This window comes from Rothia sp. HMSC068E02, assembly GCF_001813565.1.
GTDB lineage: Bacteria > Actinomycetota > Actinomycetes > Actinomycetales > Micrococcaceae > Rothia.
Map to the genome: position 1 here is coordinate 1087429 of NZ_KV812882.1, position 244 is coordinate 1087672.

Below are 244 nucleotides of genomic sequence, written 5' to 3' on the forward strand. Positions count from 1 at the left end.
CAATGAAAGTCCCTCCGAAAAGGAAGGGAAATCCGCGTTCGCACTGATAGGCATGGGGTCGGTCTTGACGTCCCTCAATGAAAGTCCCTCCAAAAAGGAAGGGAAATCCGTGAACTGGTCGGCAACACCGTCACCGAACAACCCTCAATGAAAGTCCCTCCGAAAAGGAAGGGAAATAAGAAGCGCAGCACCCCCGTGTGGTGGGTAGCGCGCGCCCTCAATGAAAGTCCCTCCGAAAAGGAAG